The following is a 14,812-nucleotide window of genomic DNA, read 5'->3' as shown; positions in this document are numbered from 1 at the left end:
ACCCCGCTCCGCCCCGTTCACGGCGAACCGCCGCCCGGCCGCGCGGTGGCGCCGCCGGGGGCGCCGGGCGTGGCCGGGGCGGGCGAGGCGGGAGACGCGACGCCGTCGCCGGACACGACCGCGCCCGGGACGCCGACGACGCCGGCCGCGCCCGCCGCGGCGGCGGCCCCGTTCGGCGCCTGCGCGCCCGGGTCGCCGATGGTCTTGCCGGTGCGGCCGTCGATGAACGCCGGCGCCTCGGCCTGGTGCCAGTTCTGCCCCCTGGCCTTGGTGTCGAGCCCTGCGGGCGACTCCTCCCGCGCGATGTCGCTCTGGAGCGCCTGGCGCTGCTGCTCGAGGAGCTTGTTGCTCCGCTGGAGCCGGGTGAAGGTGAAGGCGTCCTCGGCGAGGACGGTGTTGAGCAGCAGCAGGCTGACCAGCGCGCCGCCGAGCAGCCCCACGATGAGCAGCACGAACGGAGTGCGCGGCGGCGTCGTCTGGCGGACCGTCGGCCGCGCCGGGCCCGCCCCGGCCCGCGACCGCGCCCCGGCCGCCTTGCCCGCCTTCGCGGGCTTGGGGGCCTTCGCGGGCTCGGCGGGCCTCGGCGGCGGCGTCGTCTTCGTGGCGGTCTTCGCCATGGTCTTCGTGGCGGTCTTCGCCGTGGTCTTGGCGGTCGCCGGGGCCTTGGCGGGCTTCTCCGGCGTCCTCTTCTTCTTTGCGGGCTTGGCGGGCTTGACCGGCTTGGCGGCCTTGCCGGCGGCGCGCTCGGGCGGCCGGCGGTCCGCGGGCTTGCGGTCCGCGGGCTTGCGGTCCGCTGCCGGGCGCTCGGCGGGCCTGCGCTCGGGGCGGGCCTTCGGCGTGGACGGCGCGGTTCCCGGCGGGCGTCTGGTCGTCGTGGTCATGTCGCCTCCCGGACCCGCTCGGCGGCGCGCAATCGCACCGACCCGGCCCGTGGGTTGGTCGCGGTCTCCCCGTCCGTCGGCAGCTCGGCCCCGCGCGTCAGCAGCCGGAACCTCGGCTGGTGTCCGGGCAAGGGGACGGGCAGGTCGGGCGGGGTGGTGTCGGCCACTTGGGCCGCGAGGACCTGCTTGGTGATGCGGTCCTCGAGCGAGTGATAGCTGAGCACGACGATCCGGCCGCCGACCGGGAGGGCGGCCAGCGCCGCGGGCAGCGCCCGGCGCCAGGTGTCGAGCTCGCCGTTCACCTCGATGCGCAGCGCCTGGAAGGTGCGCTTGGCCGGATTGCCGCCGGTGCGGCGGGTCGCGGCGGGGATCGAGGTGCGCACCAGGTCGGCCAGCCGCCTGGTGGAGTCGAGCGGGGTGTGCTCGCGCTCGCGCGCGATCGCGGAGGCGATCCGCTGGGCGAACCGCTCCTCGCCGTACTCGCGCAGGATGCGGGCGAGCTCGGCGGGCGGGTAGCCGTTGACGACCTCGGCCGCGGTGAGGCTCTGAGTGCGGTCCATCCGCATGTCGAGGGGGGCGTCATAGGAATAGGCGAAGCCGCGGCCGGCCTCGTCGAGCTGGGGGGACGAGACGCCGAGGTCGAACAGCGCGGCGTCGACCGCCGGCACGCCGAGCCGGTCGAGCACCGACGGCAGCTCGTCGTAGACGGCGTGCACGAGCGTCACCCGGTCGCCGAACGGGGCGAGCCTGCGGGCGGAGCGCTCCAGCGCGGTGGTGTCGCGGTCGAGGCCGATCAGCCTGAGTCCGGGGTGGGCCCGCAGCATGGCCTCGGCGTGGCCGCCCATGCCGAGGGTGCCGTCGAGGTAGACCGGGGCGCGGCCGGTGATCTGCACGGCGGGCGCCAGCAGTGTCAGGACGCGGTCGAGCATGACCGGTACGTGACCGGATTCGGCCGCGTGGTCACCCACGTCCATGGTCCACCCCCTCGTACTGCCACCTCGCTCGCGGACTTGTGGCATCGCCGTCCGGACCGTTTCCGCACCCCCGGCGGCGGCCTCGCCCGGCCAGGTCCCCATCCGCTGCCCTGAGGAAGTCACCGCGTAAACCCGCGGGGGGTCGCCGTCTGGCACCGGGGAAGCTGCGCCAGCTGGCTCGGAGAGCGGCTGGAGACCTGGCCGAACGTGGGCCAGAGCCGGTCATCGGACCGACGAGTCGTTTCTCAGAGGATCCCTGGCAACACCTCCTCCGAGACGTCGGAGAACGCCTGCTCCTCTTCCTCGAGGTAGGTCTCCCACGCCTTCGTGTCCCAGATTTCCAAGCGTGTGTTGGCTCCGATGACCGTGCAGTCGCGCACCAGTCCCGCGTACGCGCGCAGCGGCGCTGGGATGGTGACGCGTCCCTGCTTGTCGGGAACCTCGTCGGACGCGCTGGCGAAGAAGACCCGGCTGTAGGCGCGCACCGCCTTCTCGGTGACCGGCGCGCTGCGCAGAGCCTCGGTGATGCGCTGGAACTCTGCCATGGGGAAGACGTACAGGCAGCGCTCCTGGCCCTTCGTGATCACCAATCCCCCCGACAGCTCCTCGCGGTACTTCGCCGGCAGGAACAGTCGTCCCTTGTCGTCGAGACGCGGTGAATGGGTGCCGAGGAACACCGGCCCCACCTCCCGCGCCGCGGGGGGCGCTCCGGCTCCCCACGGCGCCCCACTCTACTCCACTCTTCCCCACCGTCAACAAGGAAAACACGCTGCGCCGGACGTGATCGTCAACAAAGCGCCAGGTCAGCAGGGGTGGGGCGGAGTGGGGTGCGCGAGGGCGCCGCCGCGCGCCGCTCAGGCGGGACCGCCGGCGACGCCGCCGCAGTCCGCCGGGCGCGTCCCGTCCGCAGCGTTCCGGACGGGACGGTGGGGGAAGGTGGGGCGGCCGGTCGGCCGTGGCGTCGATCTCGGTGCAGCACAATGGGCACCCGTTCCACTTCGACATCGCGGCGGCCGTCCCGACGACGTACTGTCGTTCGGGCGGGCACGGAAGCGCCGCGCCGGCTCGCGGGAGGGCCCCGTGGCGGGGCAGATCCTGGGGACGAGCCGGTCAGCACACCACGCGGCCGGAAGGCTGAGGAGGGTTGCCGGTGGCAGTAGGCACGCACGGAGAGTCGTTCATGGAGACCGACCCCCCGTCGCCCCCCGGTTCCGCGCCGCACGGCGGTACGGGCCTCGGGCTCGAAGGGCTGGCGCAGGTCGCCGGCAAGATCCGCGAAGCGGTCGAGTCGGTCATCGAGGGCAAGAGCGCGGTGGTCCGGCTGGCGCTGACGGTGCTGCTGGCCGAGGGGCACCTGCTGATCGAGGACGTGCCCGGGGTCGGCAAGACGATGCTCGCCAAGTCGCTCGCGCGCTCGATCGACTGCTCGGTGCGGCGGGTGCAGTTCACCCCCGACCTGCTGCCGAGCGACATCACCGGGGTGAGCGCCTACAACCAGGAGCAGCGCGAGTTCGAGTTCAAGCCGGGGCCGGTGTTCGCCAACATCGTGGTCGGCGACGAGATCAACCGGGCCTCGCCGAAGACGCAGTCGGCGCTGCTGGAGTGCATGGAGGAGCGCCAGGTCACCGTCGACGGCACCACCTACGCGCTGGACCGGCCGTTCATGGTCATCGCCACCCAGAACCCGGTGGAGATGGAGGGCACCTACCCGCTGCCCGAGGCGCAGCGCGACCGGTTCACCGCCCGGATCTCGATGGGCTACCCCGACCCGGCCGCCGAGCTGGAGATGCTCGACGCGCACGGGCGGTCCTCCCCGCTCGACCGGCTCGGCCCCGTCGCGCACGACGCCGACGTCCGCGAGCTGATCGAGGTGGTGCGGCACCAGCACGTCGCCCCCGCCGTCCGCCAGTACGCGATCGACCTGGTGACCGCCACCCGGGGCCACCCCGAGCTGCGCCTGGGCGCCTCGCCGCGGGCCACCCTGCACCTGGTGCGGGCGGCGCGGGCGTACGCGGCGCTCGACGAGCGCGACTACGTGCTGCCCGACGACCTCCAGGACCTGGCCGTCCCGGTGCTGGCCCACCGGCTCCTGCCGACCGCCGAGGCGCAGGTCGAGCGGCGCCGGCCCGAGCACGTGGTCGCCGAGCTGGTCGCTCGGCTGCCGGTACCCTCCCTCAGACAGTGATCACCCCGGGCGCGGTCCGCCACCGGACCGTTCCCGGGACCTGACCGCGACCGTCCCCCCAGGAAGTGACCGTTGAGAAGAGCGCTTGCCGGTCTGACCACCCGAGGGCGGTCGTTCGTGGCCGCCGGGGCGACCGCGATCGTGTGCGCCTTCGCCCTCGGTGAGCGCGACCTGCTGCGCGCCGGGGTCCTCGTCCTGGCGCTGCCGCTGCTGTGCACGCTGGCCGTCTCGCGGACCCGCTACCGGCTGGCGTGCGCGCGGCGGCTCACGCCGTCCCGGCTGCCGGTGGGCCACGAGGCGCAGGCCGACCTGCGGCTGGAGAACGTGTCGCGGCTGCCGAGCGGGCTGCTGATGGTCGAGGACCAGGTGCCGTACACGCTGGGCGGACGGGCCCGGTTCGTCCTCGACCGGATCGAGCCGCAGGGCTCGCGGCAGCTCAGCTACCGGATCCGGTCCGACGTGCGGGGCCGCTACCGGGTCGGGCCGCTGATCGTCCGGCTGGCCGACCCGTTCGGGATGGTGGAGCTGGTCCGGTCGTTCAGCCTGGCCGACACCCTGACGGTCACGCCCGCGATCGTGCCGCTGCCCGCGGGGCGGCTGGCGGGCGCGTGGACCGGCGGCGGCGAGAGCCTGGCCCGGACGGTCGCCACCGCGGGCGAGGACGACGCGGCCCCGCGCGAGTACCGGCACGGCGACGACCTGCGGCGGGTGCACTGGCGCTCGACCGCCAGGTACGGCGAGCTCATGGTGCGGCGCGAGGAGCAGCACTGGCAGAGCAGCGGGACCCTGTTCCTCGACACCCGCCGCGCCGCGCACTGGGGCGAGGGGCCCGGCGGGTCGTTCGAGCAGGCGGTGTCGGTCACCGCGTCGGTCGGCGTGCACCTCGGCCGGGCCGGGATGGGCCTGCGGTACGTGACCGACGGCGGCGAGGCGTTGCCCTCGTCGGTGTCGTTCGAGAGCGCCTTCGAGGGGCTGCTCCTCGACGCGCTGGCGGTGGCGCAGGTGTCGGGCGCGCGCTCGCTCACGGCGGGGCTGGCCGCGCTGCGCGGCACGCTCGGCCAGGGGCGCGACGGCGACGGGCTGGTGGTGGCCGTGTTCGGCGTGCTCAAGCCGGACGAGGCCCGCTCGATCGCGGCGGCCCGGCGCGGCACCGCCACCTGCGTCGCGATCCTCGTCGACCCGTCCGCCCCGGCCCGCCCCGGCCGGAGCGGCAAAGCGGGCGAGACAGGCGCCGCGAGCGAGACGGGCGCCGCGAGCGAGACGGGCGGGACGGGCACGGCGGAGGGCGACGGCGCGGCGGCCTCCGGCAGCACGGAGGATCCGGCGGCGCCGGCCACGAGCGCCCGCACCGCGCGGCTGCTGCGCGCGGGCGGCTGGCGGGTCGCGGTCGTCCGCTCCGCCGCCGACCTCGCCGGCGCGTGGGCGCTGGCCGACCAGGCCACCGAGGACTTCGCCAGGGACGGTTCATGAGGGTCCGCATGACGATCGTCGCCGGGCTGGCGACGCTGGCCGGCTCGGCGGGGCTCTACCCGCTGTTCTCCGGCGGAGGCTGGTTCGTCCACGCGCTCGGCGCGGTGGTCGCGGTCATGGCGGGCGGGATGCTGGTGCGGCGGTTCCGGGTGCCCGCGGTGTTCAGCGCGTTCGGCGGCGTGGCCGCGCTGCACCTCTACCTGACCGCGGTGCACGTCCCGGGGGCCGCGTGGCTCGGCGTCATCCCGACCCCGTCGTCGGAGCGCGCGCTCGCCGACCTGATCGGCGACGGCTGGCAAGCCGCCAACCAGTACGCCGCGCCGGTGCCGCTGGTACCGGGCATCTCGCTGCTGGCCGCCGCGGGCGTCGGCCTCGTCGCCGTCCTGGTCGACCTCCTCGCCGTCCGGCTCCGCCGGGCCGCGCCCGCCGGGCTGCCCCTGCTGGCGATGTACAGCGTGCCGGCGGCGGTCCGCGAGGACGACGTGAGCTGGCTGGCGTTCGGCCTGGGCGCGCTCGGGTTCCTGGCCCTGCTGATGAGCGACTCGCGCGAGCAGGTCGGCGGGTGGGGCCGGGCGGTCTTCACCCCGCGCTGGTCGGAGGAGGTCCCGATGGCCGGGGCCGGCGCGCCGCAGGACGGGCCGGCGCGGGGCGAGCGTCCCGACTCCAGCGCCCTCGCGGCCAGCGGCCGGCGGATCGGAGCGGCCGCCGTCGCGGTCGCGGTGCTGCTGCCCGCAGCCGTCCCCGGGATCCATCCGCGCGGCCTGTTCGGCATGGGCGGCGGCGGCGAGGGCGACGGCGGGCTCCGGACCGTCACCACCCCCGACCCGCTGGTCAGCCTCAAGCGGGAGCTGGCCCGCCAGGACGACTCGGTCGTGCTCACCTACCGGAGCGACGACCCGGCGGGCCCCGACTACCTGCGGTTGTACGCGCTGGACCGGTTCGACGGCGACCGGTGGACCTACAACGCCCTTCAGAGCAGCGAGGAGGACCGGCTGGCGGGCCGCACCCTGCCGGCCGCGCCCGGCCTCGGCGCCGCCCCCTCCCACGTGGTGAAGACCAGGGTGCAGGTGCGTCCGGAGGTCAAGCGCATGACCTTCCTGCCCGTGCCGTACGCGCCGGCCCGAGTGTCGATCAAGGGCGACTGGCGGGTGCACCCGGCCTCCCTGATGGTCTACTCGCTGCGCGACTCGGCGGGCGGCCGGTCATTCACCGTCGAGAGCATCCGCGCGCAGCCGAGCGGCGCCGAGCTCGCCGCGGCGAGCTCGGCGCCCAGCGACATCCTGGACCAGTACGCCAGCGTGCCGGGGAACGTGCCCCCACAGGTCAAGGCGCTGGCGCGCGAGGTCACCTCGGGCGCGACGACCGGGTACGGGCAGGCCGTCCGGTTGCAGCGCTGGTTCACCGAGAAGGGCGGGTTCCGGTACGACCTGGCGGCCCAGCCGCCGCAGCACGGCGGTGAATTGGCCGACTTCCTGCTGCACAACCGGCGGGGCTACTGCGAGCAGTTCGCGGCGGGCATGGCGGTGATGGCCCGGGTCCTCGGGATCCCGTCCCGCGTCGCGATGGGCTACACCCCCGGCGAGCAGAACCGGGCCGGCGAGTGGACGGTGCGGTCCCGCGACGCGCACGCCTGGCCCGAGCTGTACTTCGAGGGCGCCGGCTGGGTCCGGTTCGAGCCGACTCCCGCCGGGCCGGCGGGCCAGGGCACCGCCGTCGCGCCCGCCTACAGCGAGCCGTCCAGCGACGCCCCCGGCCGGGAAGCGGGGCAGGAGAACGCGCCGAAGCCCGGGTCGCCGTCGTCGGAGCCGGAGCCGGGCACCCCCGGCTCGGGGCCCCGGCACAACCAGGACCTCGGTCCGGCCGACGGCCCGGCGGCGGAGCCGGTCATCACCGACGACGACGGCGGCGGCGGATTCCCGATGGCGTGGCTGGGCGCCGCGCTGCTCGTCGCGCTGATGCTCCTCTCGGTGCCGCTGGTGGTGCGGCTGCTCTCCCGGCGCCGGCACTGGGCCGCCGTCGCCCCGCGCGGCAAAAAGCCCCGCCGGGACGCGCCGCCCCGCCGGCGCGGTCCCTCCCCCGGCATCGGCCGGGACCCCGATCCGGCCGATGCCGCGCACGCGGCCTGGGGGGAGATGCGGGCGGACGCCCTCGACCACGGCCTCGACTGGCGGGCCAGCGATTCGCCCCGCGCCGTGGCGCGGCGCCTGGGCGAGCTCCTCGAGCTGGACGACCCGGGCAGCGGTGCGCTGGGCCGCATCGCCCACGCCGAGGAGCTGGCCCGCTACTCCCGGTCGCAGCAGGCCGTGCCGCCCGAATCGCTCAAGGCGGACGTGCGGACCGTCCGCGAGGCGTTCGCCGCCTCGGTGGGCCGCGGCACCCGCTTGCGCGCCCGGCTACTCCCCCCGTCGACGGTCGATCTCACCTTCTCGGTCCTGCGCGGCGCCGGCGGCCGGACCCTGGAGGCCGCCAACCGGCTGGACGACCTCGCCGGCCGCCTCGGCCGCCGCGTCCGCCGGAAGGACCGCGGCCACCCCGAGTGACGGCCCGCTGGGGTCGCCCGCAAAGCAGAAGCCGTGCCGGATCGGAGATCCGGCACGGCGTGGGGAGGACGTGTACGCGAGGGGGTGGGGGCGGGGTCTTCCCACCGTGCGCTCAGGGGAGCGCCGGCGGGGTCACTCGCCCTCGGTGCGGCGGCGCCAGCGTTCCTCCATGCGTTCCATGAAGCCCGCCTTGGCGGACCGGGATTGGCGGTCACCGCCCTCCGGGGCGGATTCGGTGCCGATTCCGGTCATGCGTTTCCAGCTCGTCAGCGCCCAGACGCAGCACACCACCATGAGCAGGAAGCCGGTCACGCTGATCGCGACGGTGACCGTTCCGGCGTTCATGACGAGGCCGGCCATCAAGGTGCAGACGCCCACGAGGAAACCGAGGGCGGCCTTGACGATCCGGCGTTTGTAGTGCACCTGAGGGTTGGTCGAGCGGACCGCGTGAGCGAACTTCGGATCCTCGGCGTACAACGCCTGCTCGATCTGGTCGAGCATGCGCTGCTCGTGATCAGAGAGCGGCACGGCGCCTCCCAACGACAGCCCCGCGACGGGGTATCCGATGCAGGACAGGAACCTCAACGGTGATATGCCCAGAATACGAGGCCGGACGAGCCTGCGAAAGCGAACGGCCGACCGCGGCCCTCATACCGGTCGTCCCACCGCCGTGTTTCATCGTCTCCCGTCCCCGCTGTCACGTGCGTCGCGCCGGACGAGCGCGGCAGGGCGAACCGTGCCGCGGCCGAACCGGTGCGCCGCCTGGTCCATCGCCCGCTCGGCCTCACGCCAGCCGCTCTCCGGCTCATCGAGGGCGAGCTGGCGGGGGGCCTGGTCGGCGGGGTCCAGATTCTCCACCCGTACCCCGACCAGACGGAGTCGTACCCGCTCCAGCCCGGCCGCCTCGTAGAGCTCGCACGCTGTGATATAGATCACACGGGCCAGATCGGTGGGTTCCCGCAGGGTGCGGGCCCGCGTGATCGTCGTGAAGTTCGCCATCCGTAGTTTGACGCTCACCGTCCGGCCCGCGTTCCCGCTCTCGCGCAGCCGCGCGCCGACCCGCTCGGCCAGCCGCAGCAGCTCGCGGCGGATGATCTCGGGGTCGTCGACGTCGGACTCGAACGTCTCCTCGGCGCCGATGCTCTTGTCCGGCGTGTGCGCCACCACCTCGCGGGGGTCGCGCCCCCAGGACAGCGCGTGCAGATGGGCGCCCAGGGCGTTGCCCAGCTCGCGCTGGAGGGTGCCGGAAGGGACCTGGGCGAGCTGCCCCACCGTCCGCAGGCCCAGGCGGTTCAGCGCCTGCTCGGTGCGCTCGCCGACCCCCCACAGCGCCGCGACCGGAAGCGGGTGCAGGAACTCCTGGACGCCGTCCGCCGGCACCACCAGCAGCCCGTCGGGCTTGCAGTGCGTGGAGGCCAGCTTGGCGACGAACTTGTTGGCCGCCACGCCCACCGAGCAGGTGATGCCCTGCTGGTCGCTGACCTGCTCGCGGATGAGCCGGGCGATCTCGGCGGGACGGCCGAGCCGGCGCAGCGCCCCGGTCACGTCGAGGAACGCCTCGTCCAGCGAGAGCGGCTCGACCAGCGGGGTGACGGTGCGGAAGAGCTCGAACACCGCCGCGGAGACCCGGGCGTACTTCTCGTGGTCGGGCGGCAGCACCACCGCCCGCGGGCACAGCCGCCGCGCCCGCGTCATCGGCATCGCCGAGTGGACGCCGAAGCCGCGCGCCTCGTAGGACGCCGCCGCCACCACGCCGCGTCCGCCCGCGCCGCCCACGACGACCGGCCGGCCGCGCAGCTCGGGCCGCTCCAGCAGCTCGACGCTGACGAAGAACGCGTCCATGTCGACGTGCAGGATGCCGCATCCGGCGTCGTCGGCCGGGGGTCCGGGCTGCGGTCCCGGCCGGTGCAACTGCTGCTTGCGGCTCATCGGCGGGGGGCTCTCACTCGGCCGGCTTGTCCGCCAGCAGGTGCAGCTGCGTGGCCAGCTCGCGCAGCACGGGGTGCACCGCCGCGACGGACTCCAGCGCGATCAGCGCCTCCGCGGAACCGGCGTCGCAGTCGAGCAACCCGCTCGGCACCAGGTCGGCGAAGATCCGGACCCCGTGCAGCTCGCCGACCCGCAGGCCCGCGCCGCGCACCAGCGACGAGAGGGACTCCCGAGTGAACCGGCGGGGCATCCGATCATGGTCGCCCCACCGCCCCGCCGGGTCGGTGAGGACCCGGCGGGCGTCGTCGAACTGCCCGGCCACCGCCCGGTGCAGCGCCGCCGCGACCTGCCCGGCGACCAGCACGCTGACCGCCCCGCCCGGACGGACCGTGCCGGTCAGCGCCGCCATCGCCGCCGCGGGGTCCTCCACGTACTCCAGCACGCTGTGGCACAGCACCAGGTCGGCCGAGTGCGGCCCGAGCAGGTCGGGCAGGTCGCTCGCGTCGCCCTGAAGGGCCCGCACCTCGACGCCCGACTCGTCGGCCCGGCGCTCCAGCGCGGCCAGCGCGTCGGGGTTGGCGTCGACCACGGTGACCCGGTGGCCCAGCTCGGCGAGCGGCACCGCGAACCCCCCCGTGCCGCCGCCCACGTCGACGACCTCGCTCGGCCCGGCCTCCGAGGCGATGCGGTCGAGAACGGTGCGCAGCGCGTCCCACAGGACGGCGTCGCGCACCCGCCCGGTCCCCCGCAACCGCTTGTGCTGCTGGGCGGCCACGGCCACCCTCCTAACGTCGGTCCGTTCTGCCCGCTCGGCCCCCACCCTAGCCGGGCCTAAAGCCCGAGCGACGGCTTGAGCTGCTGGATCCGGGAGAGCAGCCCGTTGACGAACCGCGGGGACTCGTCGGTGGACAGCTCGCTCGCCAGCCCGACCGCCTCGCTGACCGCCACCCCGTCCGGGACGTCGTCGACCCAGAGGATCTCGTAGGCGCCCATCCGCAGGATGTTGCGGTCGACGACCGGCATCCGCTCCAGCGTCCAGCCGGTCGCGTACGTCGCGATCAGCTCGTCGATCCGCTCCCGGTGCTCCTGCACGCCCTCGATCATCCGCACCGCGTGCGGGTACTCGGCGAGCTCGTCCTGGTTGGGCCGCCCTCGCGCGGCCAGCACCTCGGTCGGCCGCTCCTCCCGCAGCTCGGCCGCGAACAGGATGTCGAGCGCCAGCTTCCGCGCTTTGGTCCGCGCGCTCATGGCTTCGCCGTGCTCATGGCGCCGCCTCCGGCGACGCGGCTCGGGACCGCCGCACGCGGCGACTTCCCTCGTCGCTCCGGTCGCAAGCTCCCTGCACTCCTCAGTCCAGCCACCACACGGCCCCTCGCGCCCATGGCACCGCCTCCCGCAACGCGGCTCAGTGCCGGCATCAGCCGCGGCCGAGGTACTCGCCGGAGCGGGTGTCGACCTTGACCTTCTCGCCGGTGGTGATGAACAGCGGCACCTGGATCTGCGCGCCGGTCTCCAGGGTGGCGGGCTTGCTGCCGCCGGTGGAGCGGTCGCCCTGGAGGCCGGGCTCGGTCTCGGTGATCTGGAGGACGACGGCCGCGGGCAGCTCGACGTAGAGCGGGTTCTCGTCGTTGAAGGCGATCACCGCGTTCTGCTCGGGGAGCAGGTAGTCGGCGGCGGAGCCGACGGTGGCCTCGGGGATGTGCGGCTGCTCGTAGGTCTCGGTGTCCATGAAGACGAAGTCCTCGCCCTCGCGGTAGAGGTACTGCATCTCGCGCTTGTCGACGGTGGCCACCTCGACCTTGGTGCCGGCGTTGAAGGTCTTGTCGACGACCTTGCCGGAGAGCACGTTCTTGAGCTTGGTCCGGACGAACGCGCCGCCCTTGCCTGGCTTGACGTGCTGGAACTCCAGAACGGTCCACAGACCGCCGTCGAGGTTCAGCGTCATGCCGTTCTTCAGGTCGTTCGTCGTCGCCACTGCGTCCTTCTCCTGATCGCGGGCCCGCCCGTACGTCAGAGTACGAGCAGCTCCTTGGTCGTCTCGGTGAGAAGCTCCGGACCGTCCGCGCGGACGACCAGCGTGTCCTCGATGCGGACTCCGCCCCGGCCCGCGAGGTAGACCCCCGGCTCGGCGGTGATCGGAACTCGGTCCGTCAGCTTACCGGTCTTGTCGTACCCGAGGAGCGGGGCCTCGTGGATCTCCAGGCCGACGCCGTGGCCGAGGCCGTGGGAGAACGCCGCGCCGTGCCCGGCCGCGGCGATGATGTCGCGGGCGGCGGCGTCGACCGCCCTGGTCTCGGCGCCGGGGACGGCGGCGTCGACCGCGGCCTGCTGGGCGTGCCGGACCAGGTCGTAGACCTCGCGCTGCCAGGCGGCGGGCGCACCGATGGCGACGGTGCGGGTCATGTCGGCGTGGTAGCCGCCGTACCGGGCGCCGAAGTCCATGGTCACCAGGTCGCCGGGCTCGATCGCCCGGGAGCCGGGGTGGTGGTGCGGGACGGCGCCGTTGGGGCCGGACGCGACGATCGACTCGAACGCGGGGGCCTCGGCGCCGAGGTCGACCATGCGGCGCTCCAGCGCGATCGCGATCTCGCGCTCGGTCACGCCGGGTGCGATCTCCGGGAGGACGGCCTCGAACGCGCGGTCGGTGATGGCGCACGCCTCGCGCAGCAGCGCCAGCTCCTGCTCGTCCTTGACGGCGCGGAGCTGCTCGACCGGGTGGCCGAGCGGCTTGAACCCGATGCCGTCGTCCTCGGCGGCGAGCTCGGCGTGCGCCTCGACCGTCAGGTCGTGCGCCTCGAAACCGAGGACGCCGGTGCCGGAGTCCGCGGCGAGGGTGGTGAGCGCCGCGGCGGTCCGCCGTTCGACGAGGACGTCGAGGTCGGGGCAGGCCGCGCGGGCCATCTCGGCGTAGCGGCCGTCGGTCGCCAGGACGGCGGCGCCGTCGGCGAAGACCAGCAACGCGGCGTTGGAGCTGTCGAGGCCGGTCAGGTAGCGGACGTTGACCAGCCGGGTGACCAGCAGCGCGCCGGCGTCACGGCCGGCGATCAGCGCGGCCAGCCGGCGACGGCGTTCGGTGTGCGTCTCCCCCATGGTCAGGACTCTAGTTCATCGGCGGGGAGCGCTCCGGCGGCGGGAGACCGCCGTCTCGGACCGGTCACAGAACATGAAGAACTCTCGACTTTTGCCCGCCGGGGTCCCTACCTTGTGAGCCGTTTCCGCCTCCCGCCCGGCCTCTCGTCCCCCGCCTCCCCCAGGAGGGATCCCCTTGACCGGACTCAGCCGCCGCAGACTGCTCGGAACCGGCGCGCTCACCGCCGCCGCGGGCGCCGCGACGTCCGCCGTGCCCGCCTCCGCCTCGTCCTCCGCCCCCTCCGCCCAGGGCGCCGCCGCGTCCGCCGACGTGGTGGTCGTGGGCGCCGGGCTCTCCGGGCTGGCCGCCGCCCGCGACCTGGTCGCGGCCGGCCGGTCGGTGATCGTCCTGGAGGCGCGGGAGCGTCCCGGCGGGCGGGTGTACGGGATGCCGCTCGGCGACGGCACCACCAACGAGGGCGGCGCCGAGTTCATCGGCCCCACCCAGGACCGCATCGCGGCCCTGGCGAAGGACATGGGCGTCGCCACGTTCCCCACCTACAACACGGGCAAGAACGTCTACTACCGCGACGGGAAGCGGACCCTGTACGCGACGGACGGCGTCCTCGGGGCGGTGCCGCCCGACTGGGGCGTGATCGACCTGGAGCTGGCGCTGCTGTCGCTCGGCGACATGGCCAAGAGCATCCCGGTGGGCGAGCCGTGGAAGGCGCCCAAGGCCGAGGAGTGGGACGGCCAGACGTTCTACTCGTGGTCGCGGTCCCACTCGCTGAGCAGCGGGGCGCGGTTCCTGATGGACGCGTTCGCCAGCTCCACCCTGTCGGTGCGGTCGCGGGACGTGTCGCTGCTGTACGTGCTCAACTACGTCGCCTCGGCGGGCAACGAGGGCAACCCGGGGAACGTCGACCGCCTCATCAACACCAGGGGCGGCGCCCAGGAGACCCGGTTCGTCGGGGGCTCGCAGGAGATCCCGATCCGGCTGGCGGCCGAACTCGGCGCCAGGGTGCACTACAACGCGCCGGTGCGGAGCGTCGCGATCGCGGACGGCGGCGTCACCGTCACCGCCGACGGGATCACGGTGTCGGCCAAGCGGGCGGTGGTGGCGATGTCCCCCGCCATCGCCGGGAAGATCGCCTTCTCCCCGGTGCTGCCCGCGAGCCGGGCGCAGCTCATGCAGCGCTACCCGATGGGCTCGATCGCCAAGTTCGTGGCCGTGTACGACACCCCGTTCTGGCGGGCGGACGGGCTCACCGGGCAGGCGATCGCCGACAGCGGGGCGATCGACGCGACGTTCGACAACACCCCGCCGGACGCCTCGCGCGGCATCCTGATGGGCTTCATCAACCAGTCCAACATGCGCCGGCTCGACGCCGCGCCGCCGGACGAGGTGCGGGCGGCGGGGCTGGAGGCGTTCGGGAAGCTGTTCGGCGACAAGGCCAGGACCCCGGTGCGGACGGCGTTCCAGCGCTGGGACAACGAGGTGTGGAGCGGCGGCGGTCCGGTCGGGTTCGCGCCGCCCGGCGTGCTCAGCGACTACGGCACGGCGCTGCGGGCGCCCTGCGGGCCGGTGCACTGGGCGGGCACCGAGACGTCCGGCTTCTGGACGGGCTACATGGACGGCGCGGTCCGTTCGGGCGAGCGGGTCGCCAAGGAGGTCCACGCCGCGCTCTGACGGCGCGCAGCGCGCCACGCGCCCCCGCGGCGCGCCGTCCTTCCAGCGCGGCCGGAGGGGCGGCGCACCGCTCG

The 14,812-nt window shown here is 74.5% G+C and carries 13 protein-coding genes; 4 read left to right on the top strand and 9 right to left on the bottom strand.

The features are described from left to right. Positions 1–17: 17 nt before the first annotated feature. The 3 genes from OHA34_RS36285 to mraZ all read right to left on the bottom strand — a co-directional run bounded on the left by OHA34_RS36285 (position 18) and on the right by mraZ (position 2,532). A complete protein-coding gene (locus OHA34_RS36285; RefSeq protein ID WP_329520140.1) occupies positions 18–881 on the bottom strand; it encodes a hypothetical protein in 864 nt (287 codons plus the stop codon). Beyond that, positions 878–1,855, bottom strand: a complete 978-nt coding sequence (rsmH, locus tag OHA34_RS36280; protein ID WP_285936785.1) for a 16S rRNA (cytosine(1402)-N(4))-methyltransferase RsmH — start codon at positions 1,853–1,855, stop codon at positions 878–880. The genes OHA34_RS36285 and rsmH overlap by 4 nt, the downstream gene beginning before the upstream one ends. Before the next feature lie 245 nt (positions 1,856–2,100). Then, the gene (gene mraZ / locus OHA34_RS36275) at positions 2,101–2,532 is read right to left on the bottom strand and encodes a division/cell wall cluster transcriptional repressor MraZ (protein ID WP_285936786.1); all 432 of its coding nucleotides are present in this window, start codon (positions 2,530–2,532) and stop codon (positions 2,101–2,103) included. A gap of 503 nt (positions 2,533–3,035) precedes the next feature. On the opposite strand from mraZ, the gene OHA34_RS36270 reads away from it, so the two are divergent. The 3 genes from OHA34_RS36270 to OHA34_RS36260 all read left to right on the top strand — a co-directional run bounded on the left by OHA34_RS36270 (position 3,036) and on the right by OHA34_RS36260 (position 8,050). Next, a complete protein-coding gene (locus tag OHA34_RS36270; RefSeq protein ID WP_432763026.1) occupies positions 3,036–4,040 on the top strand; it encodes an AAA family ATPase in 1,005 nt (334 codons plus the stop codon). Positions 4,041–4,112: 72 nt separating this feature from the next. After that, positions 4,113–5,510 carry a DUF58 domain-containing protein gene (locus tag OHA34_RS36265; protein WP_285936788.1) on the top strand — a complete coding sequence of 466 codons (1,398 nt, stop codon included), beginning with the start codon at positions 4,113–4,115 and terminating at the stop codon, positions 5,508–5,510. Next, positions 5,507–8,050 (top strand): transglutaminase family protein, encoded by a 2,544-nt coding sequence (locus OHA34_RS36260; RefSeq protein ID WP_285936789.1) that lies wholly within the window; start codon positions 5,507–5,509, stop codon positions 8,048–8,050. Before OHA34_RS36265 ends, OHA34_RS36260 begins: the two co-directional genes overlap by 4 nt. Before the next feature lie 132 nt (positions 8,051–8,182). Here OHA34_RS36260 and OHA34_RS36255 read toward each other — a convergent pair whose 3' ends face one another. The 6 genes from OHA34_RS36255 to OHA34_RS36230 all read right to left on the bottom strand — a co-directional run bounded on the left by OHA34_RS36255 (position 8,183) and on the right by OHA34_RS36230 (position 13,069). Then, on the bottom strand, positions 8,183–8,551 hold the full coding sequence (locus OHA34_RS36255; protein ID WP_432763005.1) for a DUF3040 domain-containing protein: 369 nt from the start codon (positions 8,549–8,551) through the stop codon (positions 8,183–8,185). 174 nt (positions 8,552–8,725) lie between these two features. After that, on the bottom strand, positions 8,726–9,979 hold the full coding sequence (locus OHA34_RS36250) for a DNA polymerase IV (protein WP_285936790.1): 1,254 nt from the start codon (positions 9,977–9,979) through the stop codon (positions 8,726–8,728). A gap of 13 nt (positions 9,980–9,992) precedes the next feature. After that, positions 9,993–10,760: a methyltransferase domain-containing protein gene (locus OHA34_RS36245; protein ID WP_329520139.1), complete on the bottom strand. Its 768-nt coding sequence runs from the start codon at positions 10,758–10,760 to the stop codon at positions 9,993–9,995. Positions 10,761–10,810: 50 nt separating this feature from the next. Continuing rightward, the gene (gene nusB, locus OHA34_RS36240) at positions 10,811–11,227 is read right to left on the bottom strand and encodes a transcription antitermination factor NusB (RefSeq protein ID WP_285936792.1); all 417 of its coding nucleotides are present in this window, start codon (positions 11,225–11,227) and stop codon (positions 10,811–10,813) included. Positions 11,228–11,396: 169 nt separating this feature from the next. Then, entirely contained in the window at positions 11,397–11,954 is a 558-nt protein-coding gene (gene efp, locus OHA34_RS36235) for an elongation factor P (RefSeq protein ID WP_285936793.1), read from the bottom strand. 35 nt (positions 11,955–11,989) lie between these two features. Continuing rightward, positions 11,990–13,069 (bottom strand): M24 family metallopeptidase, encoded by a 1,080-nt coding sequence (locus OHA34_RS36230; RefSeq protein ID WP_329520138.1) that lies wholly within the window; start codon positions 13,067–13,069, stop codon positions 11,990–11,992. A gap of 175 nt (positions 13,070–13,244) precedes the next feature. Between OHA34_RS36230 and OHA34_RS36225 the strand changes: the two genes are divergently transcribed. Next, positions 13,245–14,738: a flavin monoamine oxidase family protein gene (locus OHA34_RS36225; RefSeq protein ID WP_329520137.1), complete on the top strand. Its 1,494-nt coding sequence runs from the start codon at positions 13,245–13,247 to the stop codon at positions 14,736–14,738. The last annotated feature ends 74 nt before the right edge of the window (positions 14,739–14,812 follow it).

This window comes from Spirillospora sp. NBC_01491, assembly GCF_036227065.1.
GTDB lineage: Bacteria > Actinomycetota > Actinomycetes > Streptosporangiales > Streptosporangiaceae > Spirillospora > Spirillospora xylanilytica.
The sequence above is the reverse complement of the archived record's forward strand: the minus strand, read 5'-3'. Positions and strand labels throughout refer to the sequence as shown.

Excerpts from the sequence above, each read along its gene's own strand:
- OHA34_RS36255 (WP_432763005.1), bottom strand. The coding sequence starts at position 8,551 with ATGCTCGACCAGATCGAGCAGGCGTTGTACGCCGAGGATCCGAAGTTC.
- OHA34_RS36260 (WP_285936789.1), top strand. The coding sequence starts at position 5,507 with ATGAGGGTCCGCATGACGATCGTCGCCGGGCTGGCGACGCTGGCCGGC.
- rsmH (WP_285936785.1), bottom strand. The coding sequence starts at position 1,855 with ATGGACGTGGGTGACCACGCGGCCGAATCCGGTCACGTACCGGTCATG.
- OHA34_RS36230 (WP_329520138.1), bottom strand. The coding sequence starts at position 13,069 with ATGGGGGAGACGCACACCGAACGCCGTCGCCGGCTGGCCGCGCTGATC.
- OHA34_RS36285 (WP_329520140.1), bottom strand. The coding sequence starts at position 881 with ATGACCACGACGACCAGACGCCCGCCGGGAACCGCGCCGTCCACGCCG.
- nusB (WP_285936792.1), bottom strand. The coding sequence starts at position 11,227 with ATGAGCGCGCGGACCAAAGCGCGGAAGCTGGCGCTCGACATCCTGTTC.
- OHA34_RS36270 (WP_432763026.1), top strand. The coding sequence starts at position 3,036 with ATGGAGACCGACCCCCCGTCGCCCCCCGGTTCCGCGCCGCACGGCGGT.
- OHA34_RS36250 (WP_285936790.1), bottom strand. The coding sequence starts at position 9,979 with ATGAGCCGCAAGCAGCAGTTGCACCGGCCGGGACCGCAGCCCGGACCC.